Origin of the sequence: Pedobacter roseus (genome assembly GCF_014395225.1) — a bacterium.
GTDB classification, from domain to species: Bacteria; Bacteroidota; Bacteroidia; order Sphingobacteriales; family Sphingobacteriaceae; genus Pedobacter; species Pedobacter roseus.
This window is the reverse complement of sequence record NZ_CP060723.1, coordinates 4660581-4681805: the sequence shown is the minus strand read 5'-3', so window position 1 is coordinate 4681805 and position 21225 is coordinate 4660581. Positions and strand designations below refer to the sequence as shown.

Below are 21225 nucleotides of genomic sequence, written 5' to 3'. Positions count from 1 at the left end.
TCGCTCAGGATGGCAAATCTTATAGGAATGTTGATTGGTGAAACATTTTCTCTTTTTAAATTTTAAATAAAAGGCGATGGTTTTTTATAAACTTAGCATGAGATAAAAGATTAAAACTATATGGAATGCTTTAAGATAATGATAACAGTGCATGGTGAAAATGTAATTTGGTACCTTTCAACAGAAACCGAAGTGGAATCTGATCATAAAGCTTTTCAGTATTTATCTAGTGAAATAAATATCCAGGAATGGAAAGAGCAATATTTAAATCTTTACAAAAAGTGGTTGCACAACGAAGATGACCGTATTTATCAAATTGCCAATCCTGTTAACATGCAAATGATTAATGCACTAATAGCTGTAAATCTGAAATTCAAGGATTTTAAACTGTACTACTGGTTTGATATTGATCGGGATAAACATCCGGATTATATTTGGGAAAAATGCCCATTGTCTAATTCTGATTTAGACCATTTATCCGGAGATTTTCATGAAAATAATAAGAAATTTTCTTTAATGTTTCCACTGGTATTTCCTTAAAGTTGTAAATTAAACTATAAAATAATGCATCTTATTTGTCGACTAATATTAATTATACTATCTATAGTTCTACTCACAAATTGCAGTCCCAAAGCAGACCATAACAATTGGGAGCCTGGTCAAGGCTATGTGCCAGATAGCGCAACTGCGGTTCAACTTGCACAAATATTTTTTATCAGGATTTACGGAGAAAAAGTACTTAAAAAGAAACCTTTCATCGCAACTTTAAAAAATGGAAAAATTTGGGTGGTTGATGGTACCTTAGAAAACGGCATGGATGGTGGTGTCCCACACATTGAAATACAGAAATCTGATGGCAAAGTTTTGGAACTCTATCACGGAAAATGATATATAGTTTAAGGATTAAAAATCCTTCGCACTAAATCGGTACTATAAATTCCATTAGTGGTTGCATCGTTTCCGCTGCGGGAATACTTAGACTACGATCAGGATGATAAATCTGGCAGCCGTGATTTAGCGAAAGATTCTCCGCGCTTTCTGCGTTTCCGTGGCAATAATATTATCTGTTTTAATCCGTGTGTATCTGTGGTTAATCCTTCGACTACGCTCAGCATGACAAAACTGTCGGAATAATGATTAGCGATGAATTCTCTGTGTATTCTGTGCCTCCGTGGCCATAATATATCTGTGTTAATCCGTGTGTATCTGTGGTTATCCTTCGACTACGCTCAGCATGACAAAAGTGTTGGATGATAGAAAGAAGATCCCCATCATCCCTTTTCCATCATCAATCTTATATGTTTCTAAAACGCTTCCGCTAAGCTGATGTAAAATCCTGCCTGGCGTTTTTCATTTGGCAATTTTTCGCCTATACCATAATCTAAACGTACACTCAAACCTTTAGCCGGGTCGAAAAAGTAACGGCCGCCAACACCAAAGTTTGGTTTTAATCCATCGCCATTAAACTGGCCGTTAGCAAATACTTTACCCGTACCAGCGAAAGCCACGATACCAAAACGGTTCATAAAGCGGTAGCGGATTTCGGCCTGTGCGGCAATTAGGTTCTCGTCGCGGTAACGGCCGCTGTAATAACCACGCATCATCTGATCGTTTCCTAACTGTTGCAATAAATAAAATGGCGTGCTTTTGCTTTGAATGGTATAAAATATTCCCTGCACACCCAAAACCACTTTCGGTGCCAGACTAAAGAAACCACGGAGGTCTAATTTAATCTGCGAGCCATTAAAACTGTCTCCACCAAAAAAATCAGGGGCATACTGATAGGTGGCACGGCCAAAAAAGCCTTTAGTTGGGTAGTTGTTGCTGTTTCGGGTATCGTAACTTTGCGATGCACCTACCCAGGCTACTGAACCACCGTCTTTATCCAAAATTTGTGGATTGGTACTGTAAATTCCTCCAACTTCCTTATCGATAAAGCGGTAATTCTCAAAACCAAGCGAAATACCAGTATAAGCTTTAGGCAAAGTATTCATTTCTGCATCAAAAAGTGTTTTAAAAACCCTCTGGTCTAATTTATCCTCGTCGATCTTTTTTGCATCATTGCCGATACCATAAAAATTGAAGGGCTGGTTTTTGAAACGGATATCACCGATAAAATGATATTTGTTTCCTTTCGTCCACATATCACCCTTTAACATAAAATTGGCTGTCTTTTTAGTAGAATAGGTGGTGTTCAAAGCGAAATTGGAACTGCGGTTCAGCGTATCCTTCCGGTCGATATAAAATGAATAAATGGCACCAACACCAAATTCAAATCCTGTTTCCTGGCTATAGCCAAAAGCGGGCAGGGGCAAAAAACTGGCTTTACGGGTGGTATCTTTTTCGTTGGACAGCATCTTCCTGATCAGTTTCATCTGTGCGAATGAACTACCTGAAAAGAGCGCAAGTAAAATAATTAGATAATATTTTTTCATTTCTGCAAAGAAAAGGAAATTTAGTTATAGTTCATTTGTTCAATAGTCATTAGTTGATTAGTCATGCGTGATTGCTAACTGCCAATTACCAACTGTTTTGTTGGTTAATTGTTTAAATCGGTTAACTGGCTCCAAGCTCCAAAAGCTCAACCTGGCCGTCATTAGTGGCTGTAAACTGACAATTGCAAACTGTCAACTGTATAAATTTTTGGAAAGCAGGGACAGTAGCATTTGGGTTTGAACAGTCCCGCCCCCGCTTCTGCTCCAATTGAAAATTGGTAGCATCTCGCTATGGTCGGGTTTAGGTGGCCTGGCCTCCCGAACTATCTAGGGTTGCAAAAAGCCGCATTAACCGCGTGGTATGGCTACGGGTTGGGGCAAACTTTAATAGTAGCAAATACTATCCACCTAAACCGGATTGACGCAAAAAGCCCGCATGGCGAGGTACGAGCCGCGGACTTGTAGCAGAAAGCCGGATTGATGTTAAAAAGAGCGATGGCATTGCTTTCCAAAAAAAAAAGATCCTTCGGCTACGCTACCATAGACAGAATCCATTAGCCCGGTCGTCATTCTCGCGCAGGCGGGAATCTTAAAGCGCTTGCATTACGATTCCCAATCGAGTTGGGAATGACGATCTCTCAGAGCCTATCATTTTGCCAAAAAGCTCTGTCTTTTATATTGATTTTATGAAATAATTATCCCTCAGGATGACAACCGCGGGAGAGTAGGCTAATGGACTTCGTACTAATTTAACGCCAAACGCCAGCCCCTGAACGCTAAACGCTTTTACGCTTTCACCTTTCGGCCTAAATACCTATTTTTGCGGCAAACAATACAAAACGAAATGAGCAATACAAGAGGACCAATATCTCAGTTTATGGAGCGTAATTACCTCCATTTTAATGCTGCGGCAATGATGGATGCGGCTAAAGGATACGAAACGCATTTAGATGAGGGTGGTAAAATGATGATCACGCTTGCCGGTGCAATGAGTACTGCAGAATTGGGTATTTCACTTGCAGAGATGATCCGCCAGGATAAAGTGTCTATTATTTCTTGTACAGGTGCCAACCTTGAAGAGGATATTATGAACCTGGTTGCACACTCACATTATAAACGCGTTCCTAATTACCGCGATTTAAGTCCGCAGGATGAGTGGGATCTTTTAGAAAACCATTACAACCGCGTTACCGATACCTGTATCCCCGAAGAAGAGGCTTTCCGCCGTTTGCAAAAGCACATCCAAAAAATCTGGATGGATGCCGAAGCTGCTGGCGAACGTTATTTTCCACATGAGTTTATGTATAAAATGCTTTTGAGTGGTGATTTGGAGCAATACTATGAAATTGACCCTAAAAACTCGTGGATGCTTGCTGCGGCAGAAAAGAATTTGCCAATTGTAGTACCTGGATGGGAAGATTCTACCATGGGTAACATCTTCGCTTCTTATGTAATGAAAAAAGAACTTACCGCAACTACGGTAAAAGGCGGTATTGAATATATGGGCTGGCTGGCCGATTGGTATATTGCAAACAGTGGTGGCAAAGGAATCGGTTTCTTCCAGATTGGTGGTGGTATTGCCGGCGATTTCCCGATCTGCGTAGTGCCAATGTTATATCAGGATATGGAAATGGAGAACATTCCTTTCTGGAGTTACTTCTGCCAGATCTCAGATTCGACCACTTCTTATGGTTCATATTCTGGTGCCGTGCCGAACGAAAAAATTACCTGGGGGAAGCTTGATATCAATACACCAAAGTTTATTGTAGAAAGTGATGCGACAATTGTTGCGCCGTTAATGTTTGCCTGGATATTAAAACAATAATGATAACATTTTAATAAACCAAATTGGTTTCTGGTATGCCCATTTGAGATAAAGTATCAAAAATGGGCATTTTTATGCCTTGAATGGCTTGAAACGACATTTGTTTAGAATGATTATAAATTGTATTTCCAGTCACTATTATGTCATGGGATTTATTAATAAGTTATACTTTTGTTCAAAGTTTGATGGGGCTATCTGGGCTCAGGCATCAATTTCACAACAAAAAGTAAATTAAATAAGTATAAAGTGTTCATTATGAGAGATATCTCGATGATTTTAAAAAGCGTTTGGAAGTCGTTATTCGTATTTTCAGCAATTTCCGTAATAGCGGTTTCTACCGTAAATGCGCAGGATGCTAAAGAAGGAAGAACGCTTTTCAAAGCAAAATGTTCTTCGTGCCATGCGTTAGATCACAAAGTTATTGGTCCGGCATTAGAAGGAGTAAGCGATCGTCACCCTGAAGCGTTCCTGTTAAAATGGATCCCGAACAACGCGGCAATGATTGCTGCCGGAGATCCTGCTGCTGTTAAATTATTTAACGATAACGGTAAAGTAGCAATGACTACCTTCCCTGAGTTAGATGAGGCGAAAGTAAAAGATATCTTAGCATACATTAAAGAAGGTGAGCCAAAAGCTGCTGTAGATCCAAATGCACCAAAAGCTGGCGTTGAAGATAACGGTACTTCAGGTTTATCACTTGCAGGTATCGTAGCTATCGTAGTTTTAGCTGTAGTTATCCTGGTTATCTTGGGTCGTGCTTCTAAATTATTAGAGCGTTTGATCTTACAGAAACAAGGCATCGAGATCGAAGAAGATGTGCCATTAAAAGTTGGTGTGCGCAAAATGTTCAAAAACAAGAAGTTCGTGATGTTCTTTATCTTGTGTTTGATCATCTGTTTAGGTTCTTTCGGTTGGATGGGCATGTGGAATACTGGTGTTCATACCGGTTACCAACCAGTTCAGCCAATTAAATTCTCACATGAGTTGCACGCTGGTATCAATCAGATCGATTGTCAGTATTGCCACAACGGAGCGTTTAAATCTAAAAATGCAACTATCCCTTCATTAAACGTTTGTATGAACTGTCACAAAGCTGTTCAGGCAAGAGATAAATATGATGGTGAGATTTCTCCGGAGATCAAAAAAATCTATAGTGCTTTAGGTTACGATCCTGAAACGCAGAAATACGACGAAAGTAAATCAAAACCAATGGAGTGGGTACGTGTACACAATCTACCTGATTTTGCTTACTTCAACCACTCTCAGCACGTAGTTGTTGCTGAAGATGCAATCCGTAAAGCAAAAGGATTACAACCAAACGAGCCTGTGTGTTTCGCTTGTCACGGTCCGGTTAATACCATGGAAGAAATTTATCAATATTCTCCATTAACCATGAAATGGTGTATTAACTGCCATAAAGAAACAGATATTTCTGGTCAGAAAAACAATGCTTTCTACGCTAAGGTTATCGAAGCGCACGAGAAAATTAAAAAAGGCGAGAAAATCACACCAGCATTATTGGGTGGTTTAGAGTGTGGTAAATGCCACTATTAATAGATTAGAGTTTAGTAAGAACGTTCGATAAACAGTAATATAGCTTAAATGGAAAGCAATAAAAAATACTGGAAAGGCTTAGAGGAGTATAACAATACACCCGATTTTGTTAAGAATAACAAAAACGAATTCGCCGAGCCACTTCCAATAGAAGATGTTTTAAATGAAGCAGGGTTAAGTACCGTTACCCCACGCCGCGACTTTTTAAAGGCGTTAGGTTTTGGTTTAGGTGCGGTTACATTAGCTGCCTGCCAAAGTACACCGTTAAAAAAATCAATTCCTTATCTGGTAAAACCTGAAGAAGTAACTCCGGGTATTCCTAACTTCTATACTTCTAGCTTTAATGGCCAGAGTATTTTGGTTAAAACGAGAGAAGGCCGTCCGATTAAAATTGAACCAAATCCAAATGCGGGTCAGTTTAACTGCGGTACCGATGCAAGAGCGCAGGCTTCTGTATTAGATTTATACGATGTATCTAAACTAAAAGCACCTGCAACCGTAAAAGGTGGACAGGTTGAAGAAACAACCTGGGCAAAAATCGACAGCTATGTAAAAGGCGAGTTGGCAAAAGCACAGGCTGGTGGAAAGAAAATCCGTATTGTAGCATCAACGGTAAACAGCCCATCAACTAATGCAGTAATTGCACAGTTTGTGACTAAATATCCTGCTGCTAAATTGGTACAGTATGATGCGGTTTCTTATACCGGTATTATCCAGGCCAATCAAAACAGTTTCGGTAAAGCTGTTTTACCAAAATATAACTTTGATAAGGCTGACTTAATTGTAAGTTTCGGTGCCGATTTCTTAGGCACATGGATCAGTGGCGAGGAGTTTACTTCTCAATACACTGCTAACCGTAACTACAAATCGTTAGAAAATAAAAAAATGAGCCGCCACATTCAGTTCGAAAGTGGAATGAGCTTAACTGGTACCAATGCAGATACCCGTGTTCCGGTTAAATTATCGGAAGAAGGTCCTGCCTTAATTGCTTTATATAATGCCATTACTGGTGCTGCTTTACCAGGCGGAACGTTGGGTAACAACACCACTGCTGATAAAGTAATTAAACTGGCAGCAAAAGAATTATTGCAAAATAAAGGTAAAGGCCTTGTAGTTTGCGGTTCGAACGATGTTTCTACACAAATTTTAGTAAATGCCATTAACGCCGCTATCGGAAGTTATGGTACTACTATCGATTTAGATAATGTTTGCCACCTATATGCTGGTAACGATGCCGAATTTAACGGTTTAGTTGCTGAAATGAGCCGTGGCGAAGTTGGTGCTGTTTTATTTTTAAACAGTAACCCTGCTTACGATGCAGCGAATACAAAAGCATTTACTGATGCATTGGCTAAGGTTCCTGCGAAAATTTCATTCTCAGACCGTGCTGATGAAACTGCTACACTTTGTGATGCCATCGCTATTAACCATAACTATTTAGAATCATGGGGTGATGCAAACGCTTACGAAGGATATTACTCTATCGTACAGCCAACCATTAACCCTGTTTTCAATAGCCGTCAGGCAGAAGAAAGTTTATTAACCTGGGCTGATGCTCCGGTTAAAGATTACTATCAGTTTGTACGCAGCAACTGGGAAGCTAAAGTATTACCAGCTGCTGGATTGAAGTGGGACGAGGTATTAGAGAAAGGTGTTATTACTGTAGCAGCTAAACCTGCTGGTACTTATAGCTTTACCTTATCATTAGGTGCTGTTGCAACTTCAATTGCAAACAGCAGTAAAGCTTTTAAAGGTGGCGATCAGATTGAGTTACAGGTTTACGAAAACGTACCGATGCGTGATGGTAAAAATGCCAATAACGCATTCTTACAAGAATTACCTGATCCGGTATCTAAAGTAACCTGGGATAACTTTGTTGCCCTTGCACCTAAAACTGCAGAGAAATTAAAAGTTAAAGAATTTGATGTTGTATCTGTTAAAGGTAGCAACGGATATTCAGTAGATCTTCCGGTGTTAATCCAGCCAGGACAGGCACAAGGAACTGCATCTATAGCTGTAGGTTATGGCCGTACCAAAGTTGGTAAAGCAGGTAACGATGTAGGTAAAAATGCCTTCCCTTTTGTTTCTTTTGTAAACGGAACCATGCAATATGCTACAAACGTAACCATTACCCCAACAGGCGGTTACTATGAGCTTGCACAAACACAAACTCACCACTCTTTCGAGGGCCGTGCAGTGATTAAAGAAGCTACTTTCGCAGCATACTTAAAAAATCCTGGAGCTGGTAACGAAAAAGGCGAGCATAAAGATTACGATCTTTGGGATCAATACGAAAAACCAGGTAACAACTGGGTAATGGCAATCGATTTGAATGCTTGTACAGGTTGTGGTTCTTGTATTGTTGCCTGTAACGTAGAAAACAACATTCCGGTTGTAGGCCGTGATGAGGTTCGCCGTCGTCGCGAGATGCACTGGATCCGTATCGACCGTTATTATAGCTACGAAACACCAACTGGTGATGTAACCAAAGAGAAAGAAATTGCTAAGTTAGAAGATTTAGACCATGTTTCTGTTGTTCACCAACCAATGTTGTGCCAACACTGTGATCACGCACCTTGCGAAACAGTTTGTCCGGTATTGGCTACGGTACACTCATCAGATGGTTTAAACCACATGGCTTATAACCGTTGCGTAGGCACACGTTATTGTGCAAACAACTGTCCGTACAAAGTACGTCGTTTCAACTGGTTCAATTACTGGAACGATTCTCGTTTCGATAACTATTTAAATAACGAGTTTACCCAATTAGTTTTAAACCCTGATGTAACTACACGTTCACGTGGTGTTATGGAGAAATGCTCAATGTGTATCCAACGTATACAAGGTGGCAAATTACAGGCTAAAATGGAAAAACGTCCATTAAAAGATGGCGATATTAAAATGGCTTGTCAAGAAGCTTGTTCAGCAAATGCAATCATATTTGGTGATTCAAACGATCCTAATTCAGAGGTTTCAAAAGCATTACGTTCTGAGCGTATCTACTACGTATTAGAAGAAATCAACGTGAAACCAGGTATCGGATATATGACTAAGATTAGAAATACAGATACAAAAGTACAAGCGTAAGCTTTAGCATAAAGAAAATACAAATTATGTCAGGACATAACGAATCAATACTTAGAGAACCATTAATTACCGGCGATAATATCACGTATGCTAAAATTACGGATGATATTTTGATGCCGGTAGAAAATAAGCCAAACAAAGCTTGGTGGATTGGTTTCACCTTTGCTTCATTAGGTGCTTTACTTTGGGTGGTTGCAGTAAGCTACACCTTTTGGAACGGTATCGGAGCATGGGGCTTAAATAAAACAGTAGGTTGGGCTTGGGATATCACCGGTTTCGTATGGTGGGTAGGTATCGGTCACGCTGGAACACTAATTTCAGCAGTACTATTACTCTTCCGTCAGAACTGGCGTAACTCCATCAACCGTTCGGCAGAGGCGATGACGATTTTCGCCGTAATCTGTGCCGCAACTTACGTAGTATCACACATGGGCCGTCCATGGTTGGCTTATTGGGTATTACCTTTGCCAAACCAGTTCGGATCCCTTTGGGTAAACTTTAACTCACCATTGGTGTGGGATATGTTTGCAATCTCTACATACTTCTCTGTATCATTATTATTCTGGTACACAGGTTTATTGCCAGATATTGCTACCATCCGCGACCGTGCAGTGGGCACACGTAGAAAAATCTATTCTATCTTCTCTTTCGGATGGAGTGGAAGTGTTAAAACATGGCAACGTTTCGAAGCGGTGTCGTTAATCTTAGCCGGTATCTCTACACCACTTGTACTTTCGGTACACACAATTGTATCAATGGACTTTGCAACATCGGTAATCCCTGGATGGCACACCACCATCTTCCCTCCATATTTCGTGGCGGGTGCGATTTTCTCGGGCTTTGCGATGGTATTAACCTTATTATTGGTTGCACGTAAAGTATTGGGTTTAGAGAACTACATCACCATGTTCCACATCGAGTCGATGAACAAAATCATCATTTTAACCGGATCAATCGTAGGTGTAGCTTATTTAACTGAGTTTTTCATCGCCTGGTATTCAGGTTCTGAATATGAGCAGTACGCCTTCATCAACAGATCTACAGGTCCATACTGGTGGGCATACTGGATGATGATGACCTGTAACGTAATCTCTCCACAGTTATTATGGTTTAAGAAAATCCGTTTAAGCATCCGTGCTACCTGGATCCTTTCTATCGTAGTAAACATTGGTATGTGGTTTGAGCGTTTCGTAATTATCGTTACTTCATTACACCGCGATTATATTCCTTCAAGCTGGGCAATGTTCTATCCAACCTGGGTTGATATCAGTGTATTCGTAGGTTCAATTGGTCTGTTCTTTACTTTATTCTTATTATTCTTAAGGGTATTGCCATCAATCGCTATCGCAGAGGTTAAATTATTATTGAAATCTGCAAGTGAGCAAGCTAAAATGAAACAGATTAAAGAAGGGCATGAGAATAAAGAATATGTAGCTGAGTACATAGAGTCTTTAGAAAAATTTGATAGTGTTAAACAAGAAGATTACGCAAAAATATAACAATGAGTGATATCAAATATATTTTAGGCAGCTTTGGCGATCCTGATGAAATGATGCACGGCATCGAAAAACTTCAGGAAAATAACATCAGCATTTTTGATGTATATACTCCAATGCCTATACACGGAATAGAAGCCAAATTAGGAATTAAAAGATCTAGAATCGATATCGCAGCTTTTTGCTTTGGTATTACCGGTACTTGCTGTGCATTCGCTTTGATTTATTTCTGCGCAGTAATCGATTGGAGAGTAAACATAGGTGGTAAACCATCATTTGCATTGCCGGATTTTATTCCGATAATGTTCGAACTTACAGTATTATTCTGTGCTTTCGGTATGGTGTTAACTTATTATGCATCTACACACTTATTTCCGGGAAGAGCACCACGCGTGATGGATTTAAGGGCTACTGATGATCGCTTTGTAATTGCAATTGATGCAAAAGACAATGCAGCACACACTGTAATTGATGGATTATTAAAAGATGCAGGTGCTTTAGAAGTAAAGTATAATGAAAGGAAGTACATTAGCTATGAATAAGAATAAATTTGTTTACACGGCGTTTTTAGCTATCGCTTTTGCAGCTACCTTTTCTGCTTGTAAAGATAAGCGCAGTACTGGCTTAGAATATGCCAGAAACATGTATGATCCGATTGCTTACAATCCGGATCAGCCAAATAAGAATTTTAAAGATGGTAAAACTGCACAGTTGCCACCTGCACATACTAAACCGGTAGGTTTTACAGAGTATGATGAGTTTCCTAACACAAAAGAAGGATACGAAGCAGCAGGGGTAAGCATGGTTAACCCTTTACCAGTTGATACGATCAATTTAGCTCAGGGACAACACCTGTTCAAAGTTTTCTGTAGCCCTTGCCACGGAGAAAAAGGCGATGGACAAGGACACCTGGTTAAAATTGAGAAATTTAGTGGTGTACCTTCGTACTTCTCAGGAAGTTCATCAAGAGGTGGAGATATGAAAGCGCTTACCGCTGGTAAAATCTACCACACCATTACATACGGTGTAAATAACATGGGTTCGCATGCTTCACAAATCACGCCAATAGATCGTTGGAAAGTGGTGATGTATGTTCAGGAATTACAAAAACAACAATAAGTAAAGCAGAATATAAATGGGAACTCACAATATTAATTTTAGTGAACAGTTTGAGTTTACAGGTAAAGTAAAAACATTAAGCATAGTTGGTATCGTTTTAGGTGCTGCTGCTATTGCTTTTGGTTTCTTAGCTGGTGATAAAGTAATGCACGAGCGTACTTTTGCCAACCTGTTGCTTATGGCATATTACTTTGCATGCGTATGTATGTCAGGTACATTTTTCCTTGCTGTTCAATATGTAGCTCAAGCGGGTTGGTCTGCATCAATTTTACGTGTACCACAAGCTATGGCAAAAACATTGCCTATAGCAGCTGTAATACTTATTGTAGTTATTTCAGCAGGTTTATACACACATAACTTATATCACCACTGGCATGCTGATGGATTAACCGATCCTAACAGCCCCAACTACGATTCACTAATTGCTGGTAAATCAGTGTTTCTGAATGTACCTTTCTTTTTAGGTCGTCAGGTAGTGTTTTTAGGTGTTTATAGTATCTTTTCTACCCTGTTTGTTAAATTTTCTTACAATGAAGATTTAGCTGGTGGTTTAAATTCTTACAGAAAAAGCTTTAAAAATGCTTGTATCTTTTTAGTAATTTACGGTTTTACTACACCGATTTTTGCTTTCGATACCATCATGTCATTAGAAGCACACTGGTTTTCAACCATGTTCGGTTGGTATAACTTCGCAGCAATGTGGGTAAGCAGTTTAGCTACTATCGCAATCATCATTATCTTATTAAGAAGAGCAGGTTATATGCAATGGGTTAACAATAGCCACTTGCACAACTTAGGCCAGTTTATCTTTGGTTTCTCTATCTTCTGGACTTATGTATGGTTTGCGCAGTTCTTATTAATCTACTATGCAAACATGCCTGAGGAAACTGTATACTTCTACAAACGCTTTGAATATTACAAATTCTGGTTTTTCTTAAACCTTGCCATGAATTTCTTAGCGCCGGTATTGTTGTTAATGGATAGAGATAACAAAAGAACAGACGCTAAATTATTATTCGTTGCCATCGTGGTATTATTAGGTCACTGGGTAGATTATTACCAGATGATTATGCCAGGAGCGGTAGAAGATGGACATAATGGTTTTGGTATTATTGAAATTGGTACAGCAATAGGTTTCGTAGGATTGTTTACCTTTACGGTTTTAACAGCATTGAGCAAAAAACCTTTAATTGCAAAGAATCACCCATTATTACAAGAAAGTTTGCATCATCAACTATAGTGGTGACAGGATAGAGCAAATATTTAATTATTATTATAATTAGCAGTACAGCGTACTACTTTTAAGAAAATGAGTTTAAGAAAGTTTATAACGAATAAAACGACCGCAGCTTTAGCAGTATTGATTACTGCTTTTGCCAACACTAGCGTATTTGCGCAAGATGCAGCAGCAGGTGCTGCCGCGGCACCGAAAGTTGATATGGGCGAGGTTTATAAATCTGTAATATTTTATATTCTGGTTTTCCTTGCCGTATGCTTATTCATTGCAATTATTGGTAAAGCAATAAGGGTATACGAATTAAGCCGCGAAGCACAGGGTAAAGCTGTGGGTATTAACTGGAACAGGATCCACGCAAGTTTATTTGCCCTGTTTTTAGTGATAGGTTTATATGGTGTATATTGGGAATACACGGTGCATGGCGCCATGTTGCTTCCAGCTGCAGCATCGGAACACGGAAAGAAAATTGATGAAATGTTTAACTTAACGTTAATCATTACCACAATCGTATTTGTGGTTACACATATCCTGTTATTCGGATTTTCTTATATCTACAAATACTCAGCTAAAAGAAAAGCTTACTACTATCCACACAACAATACAATCGAAAAGATCTGGACAATCGTTCCTGCTTTAGTATTAACGGTATTGGTATTAATGGGTTTCTTAACCTGGAGATCAATTTTCTTCAAAGTTGAAGATCCTAAAAATAAACCGTTGCAGATCGAAGTTACTTCAGAGCAGTTTAAATGGTCTATCCGTTATCCGGGAGCTGATGGCGTAGTTGGTAACAAAAACTACAAGTTAACTACAGCTACCAACCCATTAGGTATCGATTTTAAAGACCTGAACTCTCGTGATGATGAGATGGCTGATGAGATGGTGATCCCAGTTGGAAAACCGGTAAAACTGATCTTAACCAGTAAAGATGTAATTCACAGTTTTTACATGCCACACTTCAGGGTACAGTTAAATACCGTGCCGGGTATGCGTGTTTTCTTTGAGTTTACGCCAACAAAAACTACCGCTGAAATGCAACAGGAAACTAACGATCCTAACTTTAAGTACCTTTTCTTCTGTGCTAAAATCTGTGGATCTGGTCACTACAACATGCAGAAAGTGGTACGTGTAGTTTCTGAAGCCGAGTACAAAACCTGGATTGCTGAGCAGAAAACATACTTAAACGACGATTTAAGAAAACAATTTAATTTGCCAGTGGCACCTGCACCTGCAAAAGCAGCAGCAGATTCGACAGCTACAGATACAGCAGCTGTTAAAACTAACCAAATGGCTTTAAATAAATAATATTAAGCAGGAGCGAACGAATTATGTCAACAATAGCATTACACGACGAACACAATCACGATCACGCTGATCATGGGCATCATAAAGAGACTTTGATTTCAAAGTATATCTTTAGTATGGATCATAAAATGATTGCTAAGCAATTTTTGATTACCGGTATTATTATGGCGGTAATTGCAATGGGCTTATCAATTTTATTCCGTATTCAATTGGCATGGCCAGATAAAAACTTCCCATTCTTAGAAACATTTTTAGGTAAATGGGCAGAAGGTGGCCGTATCAAACCCGATTTTTACCTGGCTTTGGTAACCATTCACGGTACCATCATGGTATTCTTTGTACTAACCGCAGGTTTAAGTGGTACTTTTAGTAATTTACTAATTCCACTTCAGGTGGGTGCGCGAGATATGGCTTCGCCATTCTTAAACATGCTTTCATACTGGTTCTTCTTTATGGCATGTGTGATCATGATGTCATCATTCTTTATCCAAACAGGCCCGGCATCTGGTGGTTGGACGGTTTATCCGCCGCTATCCGTTGTTGCCAAGGCAATGCCGGGATCAGGAATGGGTATGACTTTATGGTTAATAAGTATGGTGCTTTTCGTAGCCTCATCACTAATGGGTGGTATCAACTACGTAAGTACAATTTTAAACATGCGTACCAAAGGTATGGACCTTTGGAAAATGCCATTAACCATCTGGGCTTTCTTTTTGACTGCTATTTTAGGTATCTTATCATTCCCTGTTCTTGTAGCTGGTGTGGTATTAATGGTATTCGACCGTAGCTTCGGTACAAGTTTCTACTTATCAGATATCGTAATGGGTACTGACATTTTACCAAACGAAGGTGGTTCTCCAATTTTATGGCAACACTTATTCTGGTTCTTAGGTCACCCTGAGGTATATATCGTAATTATGCCGGCATTGGGTATCTCATCTGAGGTAATCTCTGTAAACTCACGTAAACCGATCTTCGGTTACCATGCAATGGTTTATTCGTTAATTGGTATTACCGTATTATCATTCATCGTTTGGGGTCACCACATGTTTGTTACCGGTATGAACCCATTGTTGGGTGGTGTATTTATGATTACCACATTGATTATTGCGGTACCATCGGCAGTAAAAACCTTTAACTATTTAGCAACATTATGGCGTGGTAACATCCGTTTCACACCAGCCATGTTATTCGCTATCGGTTTAGTTTCATTCTTTATCTCTGGTGGTTTAACCGGTATCTTCTTAGGAAATGCATCTTTGGATATTAACTTACACGATACTTACTTTGTTGTTGCCCACTTCCACCTTGTAATGGGATCTGCAGCAATCTTTGGTATGCTTGCAGGTGTTTATCACTGGTTCCCTAGAATGTTCGGTAAAATGATGAATGCTAAATTAGGATACTTACACTTCTGGTTAACTTTCATTGCAGCTTACCTGGTATTCTTCCCACTTCACTTCTTAGGTTTAGATGGTGTACCACGTCGTTACTATGCATTTACAGAGTTTGAGTTTATGAAAAAATGGTTAACAGTTAACGTATTTGTAACATGGGCTGCTATTATGGCTGCACTTGCTCAGGTAGCGTTCTTGTTCAACTTCTTCTACTCAATCTTTAAAGGAAAAGTAGCTCCTCAGAACCCTTGGGAATCTAATACGTTAGAGTGGACTGCACCTGTTGAGCACATCCACGGTAACTGGCCAGGAGAAATCCCAACAGTATACAGATGGCCTTATGACTATAGTAAACCAGGTCATGATGCAGACTTTATTCCTCAAACTGTTCCTTTCTCTCAAACGATGAGCTCTAACTTACCTCACGATTTTGAAGGAAATGCAGAAGCAGAAAAAATTCAGCAAGATTGGGAATTAGCCAATCCTGTTGAAGCAAACAAAGGCTAGTTTAAGCTTAAAATAAAAATTTTAAAAGGGGTATCTGATTAAGTTTCTGCTTATCCGGATACCCTTTTCATCTTAAAAGATATATGGTCAGTAGATCAGAACAACGTTTCATTAGAATTAATCTTATAACCATTATAGTTACGCTATTGGTTATACTTGCCGGTGGTATTGTACGCAGTACCGGATCGGGCATGGGTTGTCCGGATTGGCCTAAGTGTTTCGACCGTTATGTTCCGCCAACCGATGTATCACAGCTTCCTGCAAATTATAAAGAAAAATATGTTGCAGGCAGGTTGAAAAAGAATGAAAAGTTTGCCAGGTATTTAGAAAGTATGGGCAAAGTTGCCTTAGCTGATAGCATCAGGCACGATCAGAGCATTACTGTACCCGAAGAGTTTAATCCGGCTAAAACCTGGACGGAGTATTTAAACCGCTTGGCTGGGGTAGCAGCTGGAATATTCCTGTTTTTAACAGCCGTTTATTCTTTTACTTACCGCAAAACAGCAAAACGGATTATTTTGCTAAGTATCCTAAACATTTTTGTAGTAGGGTATCAGGCTTGGTTAGGATCCATAGTGGTATCAACCAATCTAGCTCAGTGGGTGGTAACGGTACACATGCTTTTGGCACTGGTTATTTTAGCCATATCCATTTATACCTATAATTACGCGAAACAGCTTAACAAAGCACCTTCTGTAATCATGTACCGGATATTATGGTTAAAAGGATTTTTGTTCTTCACCTTAGTGATCAGCATTATCCAGATCGTTTTAGGGACTGATGTGCGTGAGGCCGTAGATGTGATTGCAAAATCGCTTGCTTATGGCAGTAAAGCCACGTGGATTTCGAAAGTGGGGTCTGTGTTTTCTTATCACCGCGATCTGGCCATTTTAGTGGTGATAACCAATGCGATTGTTTACAAAATGGTTATCGATCGTTTTAGTGGTAAAGCAGCACCATTATTAACCGCAAGGTTTATACTAATTACGCTCCTGATCCAATTATTAAGTGGTATTGCATTAGCTTATATTGCTTTTCCACCAGCAGCGCAGGCATTACATATTCTGTTCTCAACGCTGTTATTTAGTTTACAGTTTTATCTGTACCTGTTGGTTTACCGAACAAGTACTTATAAACAATAATATTTAAGGAAATTGAAACAATATCTTTCAGATTTTTCTAAACTCATCAAATTCAGGCTATCGTTTACGGTAGTGTTTTCGGCATCGATTTCTTTTTTAATTGGACAGAAAATGCAAATAGGCAGGAGTCAAGATCCTGCTTGGGTAAAGAAAATGGTGTCTTTAGGTGAAACTGACATTGTTCACACTATTAATTGGGGAAACTGGCTGATTTTAATTGCAGGTGGATTTTTAGTTACTGCAGCAGCAAACTGTTTTAACGAAATTATAGAAAAGGATCTGGATAAATTAATGTCGAGAACAAAAGACCGCCCGATGCCTGCTGGTAGAATGACAACCGGACAAGGCTTGATTTTGGGTGTGTTTATGGCATTTTTGGGTACCTGGTTACTGGGACATTTAAATCTTGAAACCGGTTTGTTATCTGTGTTTTCAATTTTATTGTATGCTTTTGCTTATACACCATTGAAAAGAAAATCGCCGATTGCTGTTTTTGTAGGTGCAATACCAGGGGCTTTGCCACCACTTATTGGTTATTTGGCTGCTTTTGGTAGTTTAAAGTCAGAAATGTTTTACGCAATTGACTATAATATTGCTGTTATTTTATTCCTGATCCAGTTTGTATGGCAGTTTCCACACTTTTGGGCCATTGCCTGGGTGCTGGATGACGATTACAAAAAAGCTGGTTTTAGATTATTACCAACCAAAAAACGAGATAAAACATCTGCGCTGCTTACTTTTTTAAGTACATTGATTTTAATCCCGGTAAGTTTATTGCCAACTATTTATGGTTTTGGCGGTTATTACATTGCTGGTTTATCATTAATAGCAGGATTGATATTTAGCTGGCTGGCTTTTAAACTTTTAATGAACAGAGAACTGATCGACGCGAAAAAAGTGATGTTCTGTTCGTTTTTTTACATCCCGGCTGTACAGTTGGGCTTATTATTAAATTTTATAGCAAAATAACTTATGGTTATCACAATGGAAAAAATCCAGGATACATTTGATCCAAAACCCAGAAAGTTTATTGTTTGGCTATTTGTAGTATCATCTACCATTATGTTTGGAGGCTTTACCAGTTATTACCTGGTATTTGCGGCATCTAAAGGTAAAGGGCATGGTTTAGTATTGCCTGATGCATTTATTTACTCCAGCTTAGTGATTATAGCAAGCAGTATTACCTTGTTCTTAGCATCCCGAGCGCTAAGAAAATTAAATTTCAGTTTACAGCGCAACCTGCTTTGGGTTACCGTAATATTGGCCGTTGCTTTTGGCGTGATGCAGTTTAATGCATGGGGAAGTATGGTGAGAACAGGTGCAACCTTAGTGGGCAATAATGCAGCAATTTCTTTTATTTATGTGGTATCGGGCATGCACTTATTACACATTATAGCAGGTGTTGGGCTTATTATTAATGCATTAGCAGGCAGTTATAAAAACATTCCTGCTGCTAAAGGCCAGTATAGAATGGAAATTGCTTCTATTTTTTGGCATTTTATAGATATATTATGGATATATCTGTATGTTTTTTTACTTTTGAACCGTTAAATTTGTTAACAAACTATTATACTATTTCCAAATGAATGCAGTATCACAATTAGATCAAGTTAAAACCGGGCCATGGAATGGTGGTCGTTCTCCGTGGTCGGTAGAATATGGTAAAATCATGATGTGGTTTTTCCTTTTGTCAGATGCTTTTACCTTTTCATCTTTATTGATCTACTACGGCGCTCAGCGTTTTTCTAAATTAACATGGCCAGATCCGGATTTGGTTTTCCAATCTATCCCCGGTATTAAAGATACAGGTGCACCATTAGTTTTTGTGGGTATCATGACTTTTATTCTGATCTTAAGCTCAGTAACCATGGTTATGGCAGTAGAGGCCGGACATCGTCGTTCTAAAAAAGAAGTAATTGCTTGGCTAATTCCTACAATTGTTTTAGGATTTATGTTCTTGGGCTGTCAGGCTTTAGAATGGAGCCACTTACACCATGAAGGTTTCTGGTGGGGTACAATTCCATCTGCTGAAGAGTTAAAACATTTATTTGATGGGCCAGTTTCTTTGGTTGCTGCACAACAGTTTGCAAACTTATTCTTTACCATTACAGGTTTTCACGGTTTCCACGTATTTAGTGGGGTAATGATCAATGTGATTATTTTAATCATGACGATTAACGGAACTTTCGAAAAAAGAGGACATTATTTAATGGTAGAAAAAGTTGGTTTATACTGGCACTTCGTAGATTTAGTATGGGTGTTTGTATTTACATTCTTCTATTTGGTTTAATTTCAATTATTTAAAATATTTAATATGTCAGATCACTCACATACAACAGAAGGACACGAGCATGGCGAACATGCAGGATTGGATAAAGCTAAAATCTGGAAAGTAGCCGGTATTTTAACTTTAATTACTGCAATCGAGTTTATCATAGCACTATGGGCAATCCCTGGTCATCATATCCCTCAACATGTAGGTAATTATATTTATATTGCTTTAACCCTTGTAAAGGCTTTTTATATTGTTGCTTACTTTATGCACTTAAAATATGAGAAATTAGGCCTGCAGCTTGCATTAACCGTTTCATTTATTTTCATTGGTTACTTTATTGTATTAATGTTAATAGAAGGTGGGTTTTTAAACATCCACATGATGAATCATTAATGAAAAGAAATCCTATAAAAAAGGTAATAATCCTGGTAAGCATTTTAGCTATACCGGGATTTTTGTTTTTTTACTTATTGCCACACTTTGCAAAAAACCGGTATAAGAGTTTACCTGTTTTTGGTAAAAAGATCGTTGCCACCACTTTCCACAGTGTAAAAGGGAAGAAAATCCCCGATACCATTTATCATCAGGTTCCTGATTTTAAGTTCATCAATCAGCAAAATGATAGTGTGAGCTGGAAAACGCTGGAAAATAAGATCGTAGTGCTTAATCTGTTCTATACAGGCGCAGGTGGTCAGCAAACCAGTAAATACATTAAAAAGCTTTCTGATGGTTACGAACAGAAACCTTTGGTGAAGTTTTTAAGCTTATCGGTAGATCCTGCTGATAAAAGTAAAATAAAAGACTATGCGGCTGGTTTTAAAGCAAAAGAAGGTAAGTGGGATTTCCTTGCTGGAGATACCGTTAAAACTTACCCACTGATTAAAAGAGGTCTATTGCTCGATGTGATAGAGGATGATACCAAAGAAAAGCCAACCTTCATTTTTAGTAACAAAATTCTACTGATCGATAATTTGCATCGCATTCGTGGCATGTATGATGCAGACAATGCCGAGGCTAATGCTAAACTGGAAGACGAGATTAAAGTGCTAATCGCCGAGTATTTAAGGAATGTTAAGGACGGTAGATAGTCTTTAGTCCTAAGTCTGGAGTCTGCAGTCGAATACATTTAATAAAAATATAAAGAGATAAAAAATACTCATGGAAAATAGCCCGATTGAGAAAAAATACAGTAAATGGATTATTATCCTATCCATTTTTATTCCTGTTGCAGTAGCGTTTTTATTTGTGGTAAAGTTAAAAGACCTTGGTATTGATGCACCAACGCTTCCTTTTTTGCCGCCTATATATGCAACCATTAATGGTATAACTGCCATTTTATTAGTTGTAGCTGTATGGGCAATTAAAAACGGTAAAATTAACCTGCACCAAAATTTAATGAAAACAGCCATTGGCTGCTCTTTACTTTTTTTGGTGATGTATATTGCTTACCACATGACTACACCATCTACCAAGTTTGGAGGAGAGGGCACGATTAAATATGTATATTTCTTTATCCTGCTCACACACATCCTTCTTTCAATCGCCATTATACCTTTGGTATTGGTTACTTATGTGAGGGCATTGGCGCAGCGTTTCGATCGCCATAGAAAAATTGCAAGAATTACCTTCCCGCTTTGGCTTTATGTAGCCATAACCGGAGTAGTGGTGTACCTGATGATTTCGCCTTATTATCAGTATTAAGAAATTTATTAATAGAGCAATAAATGAAGCCTTACCTGTGATGTAAGGCTTTTTTAGTTATAGTACGTTTGTCATTTGCTTTAACCCATTTTTTTTTCCACTTTTATGTGCATTATATCTCACAAGAAGATTCTTACATTTTGTA

At 38.8% G+C, this 21225-nt stretch carries 19 protein-coding genes; 18 read left to right on the top strand and 1 reads right to left on the bottom strand.

Going from position 1 to position 21225, the window contains the following annotated elements:
- The first annotated feature begins 120 nt into the window (after window positions 1–120).
- Window positions 121–540, top strand: a complete 420-nt coding sequence (locus H9L23_RS19140; RefSeq protein WP_187591846.1) for a hypothetical protein — start codon at window positions 121–123, stop codon at window positions 538–540.
- Between the two features lie 24 nt (window positions 541–564).
- Entirely contained in the window at window positions 565–888 is a 324-nt protein-coding gene (locus H9L23_RS19135) for a YbbC/YhhH family protein (protein ID WP_187591845.1), read from the top strand.
- Window positions 889–1304: 416 nt separating this feature from the next.
- Here H9L23_RS19135 and H9L23_RS19130 read toward each other — a convergent pair whose 3' ends face one another.
- Window positions 1305–2435, bottom strand: a complete 1131-nt coding sequence (locus H9L23_RS19130) for a BamA/TamA family outer membrane protein (RefSeq protein WP_187591844.1) — start codon at window positions 2433–2435, stop codon at window positions 1305–1307.
- An 844-nt stretch (window positions 2436–3279) separates the two neighbouring features.
- On the opposite strand from H9L23_RS19130, the gene H9L23_RS19125 reads away from it, so the two are divergent.
- The 16 genes from H9L23_RS19125 to H9L23_RS19050 all read left to right on the top strand — a co-directional run bounded on the left by H9L23_RS19125 (window position 3280) and on the right by H9L23_RS19050 (window position 21080).
- Complete coding sequence (locus H9L23_RS19125; RefSeq protein ID WP_025144047.1) at window positions 3280–4260, top strand: deoxyhypusine synthase family protein; 981 nt, start codon at window positions 3280–3282, stop codon at window positions 4258–4260.
- Window positions 4261–4515: 255 nt separating this feature from the next.
- Window positions 4516–5814 (top strand): c-type cytochrome, encoded by a 1299-nt coding sequence (locus tag H9L23_RS19120; protein ID WP_187591843.1) that lies wholly within the window; start codon window positions 4516–4518, stop codon window positions 5812–5814.
- 48 nt (window positions 5815–5862) lie between these two features.
- A complete protein-coding gene (locus H9L23_RS19115; RefSeq protein WP_187591842.1) occupies window positions 5863–8901 on the top strand; it encodes a TAT-variant-translocated molybdopterin oxidoreductase in 3039 nt (1012 codons plus the stop codon).
- A 26-nt stretch (window positions 8902–8927) separates the two neighbouring features.
- Entirely contained in the window at window positions 8928–10400 is a 1473-nt protein-coding gene (nrfD, locus tag H9L23_RS19110; protein ID WP_187591841.1) for an NrfD/PsrC family molybdoenzyme membrane anchor subunit, read from the top strand.
- 2 nt (window positions 10401–10402) lie between these two features.
- Window positions 10403–10939 carry a DUF3341 domain-containing protein gene (locus tag H9L23_RS19105; RefSeq protein WP_187591840.1) on the top strand — a complete coding sequence of 179 codons (537 nt, stop codon included), beginning with the start codon at window positions 10403–10405 and terminating at the stop codon, window positions 10937–10939.
- Window positions 10911–11516, top strand: a complete 606-nt coding sequence (locus H9L23_RS19100) for a c-type cytochrome (protein ID WP_025144052.1) — start codon at window positions 10911–10913, stop codon at window positions 11514–11516. Before H9L23_RS19105 ends, H9L23_RS19100 begins: the two co-directional genes overlap by 29 nt.
- Window positions 11517–11532: 16 nt before the next feature.
- Window positions 11533–12756 (top strand): quinol:cytochrome C oxidoreductase, encoded by a 1224-nt coding sequence (locus H9L23_RS19095; RefSeq protein ID WP_187591839.1) that lies wholly within the window; start codon window positions 11533–11535, stop codon window positions 12754–12756.
- 69 nt (window positions 12757–12825) lie between these two features.
- The gene (locus tag H9L23_RS19090) at window positions 12826–14058 is read left to right on the top strand and encodes a cytochrome c oxidase subunit II (protein ID WP_187591838.1); all 1233 of its coding nucleotides are present in this window, start codon (window positions 12826–12828) and stop codon (window positions 14056–14058) included.
- Between the two features lie 116 nt (window positions 14059–14174).
- Window positions 14175–15962, top strand: coding sequence for a cytochrome c oxidase subunit I (locus H9L23_RS19085; RefSeq protein WP_394355262.1), 1788 nt, complete (start codon window positions 14175–14177; stop codon window positions 15960–15962).
- An 83-nt stretch (window positions 15963–16045) separates the two neighbouring features.
- Window positions 16046–17104 (top strand): COX15/CtaA family protein, encoded by a 1059-nt coding sequence (locus H9L23_RS19080; RefSeq protein ID WP_187591836.1) that lies wholly within the window; start codon window positions 16046–16048, stop codon window positions 17102–17104.
- Between the two features lie 12 nt (window positions 17105–17116).
- On the top strand, window positions 17117–18073 hold the full coding sequence (gene cyoE / locus H9L23_RS19075; RefSeq protein ID WP_187591835.1) for a heme o synthase: 957 nt from the start codon (window positions 17117–17119) through the stop codon (window positions 18071–18073).
- Between the two features lie 15 nt (window positions 18074–18088).
- Window positions 18089–18655 carry a cytochrome c oxidase subunit 3 gene (locus H9L23_RS19070; protein ID WP_187591834.1) on the top strand — a complete coding sequence of 189 codons (567 nt, stop codon included), beginning with the start codon at window positions 18089–18091 and terminating at the stop codon, window positions 18653–18655.
- Window positions 18656–18686: 31 nt separating this feature from the next.
- Window positions 18687–19394 (top strand): cytochrome c oxidase subunit 3, encoded by a 708-nt coding sequence (locus H9L23_RS19065; protein WP_187591833.1) that lies wholly within the window; start codon window positions 18687–18689, stop codon window positions 19392–19394.
- 24 nt (window positions 19395–19418) lie between these two features.
- The gene (locus H9L23_RS19060; RefSeq protein WP_187591832.1) at window positions 19419–19772 is read left to right on the top strand and encodes a cytochrome C oxidase subunit IV family protein; all 354 of its coding nucleotides are present in this window, start codon (window positions 19419–19421) and stop codon (window positions 19770–19772) included.
- Entirely contained in the window at window positions 19772–20467 is a 696-nt protein-coding gene (locus tag H9L23_RS19055; protein WP_187591831.1) for an SCO family protein, read from the top strand. Before H9L23_RS19060 ends, H9L23_RS19055 begins: the two co-directional genes overlap by 1 nt.
- Before the next feature lie 70 nt (window positions 20468–20537).
- Window positions 20538–21080 carry a DUF420 domain-containing protein gene (locus H9L23_RS19050; RefSeq protein WP_187591830.1) on the top strand — a complete coding sequence of 181 codons (543 nt, stop codon included), beginning with the start codon at window positions 20538–20540 and terminating at the stop codon, window positions 21078–21080.
- Window positions 21081–21225: the final 145 nt, after the last annotated feature.